This window comes from Streptomyces milbemycinicus (assembly GCF_002154605.1).
In the GTDB taxonomy this organism is placed as follows: Bacteria; Actinomycetota; Actinomycetes; order Streptomycetales; family Streptomycetaceae; genus Streptomyces; species Streptomyces milbemycinicus.
In genome coordinates this window covers 1-514 of sequence record NZ_MUNE01000947.1, presented here as the reverse complement: position 1 = coordinate 514, position 514 = coordinate 1, and the positions used below count along the sequence as shown (strand labels likewise).

Genomic DNA, 514 nt, shown 5'->3' with positions numbered 1-514 from the left:
ACCGCGGGGGGACGCTTCCGGGGCGGTCGGGCCCAGGGGCGGGCCCTCGCGATCGCCCCTGGGCCCCGGCGGGGTTGGTCCGCGTTCAGCCCGTCAGTAGCGGACCGCCCCGTAGTCGATCGGCTCTGCGGGGTATGTCGCGGCGCGCCGTCCGAGACCGCGCATCCGTTCCCTCATCTCGTCGGCGGGGAGGTGATGCAGATCGCCGTGGCCCGGCAGTACCCACTCGAAGGTCAGCTCCTCGGCCCCGCGGGCCACCGACTCGGCGAGCGTCTTGATCGAGTCGTAGACGACGCTGTGAGCCACTTCCAGCGTCTGCTGGGAGTTCGACCAGAAGAACGCGTCGCCGGTGAAGCAGTACTTCTCGTCCGCGATGAAGAGCGTGCTGCCCTCGGTATGCCCGGGGAACGGGTGGGCGATGACGCCCGGGCCGATCTCGACCGGGTCCGTGCCGCGGATGACATGGTCGGCCGAAGGGAGTGAATGCAGGTCCCCCTCGTGGATCCACAGCCGG

Annotated in this window: 1 protein-coding gene; it reads right to left on the bottom strand. The window is 70.4% G+C overall.

The window, feature by feature from the left end; all coding sequences use genetic code 11:
- Nucleotides 1-93: 93 nt before the first annotated feature.
- Nucleotides 94-514, bottom strand: a 421-nt coding sequence (locus CCN51_RS49360) for an MBL fold metallo-hydrolase (protein WP_483883480.1), incomplete at its 5' end; no start/stop codon positions are given.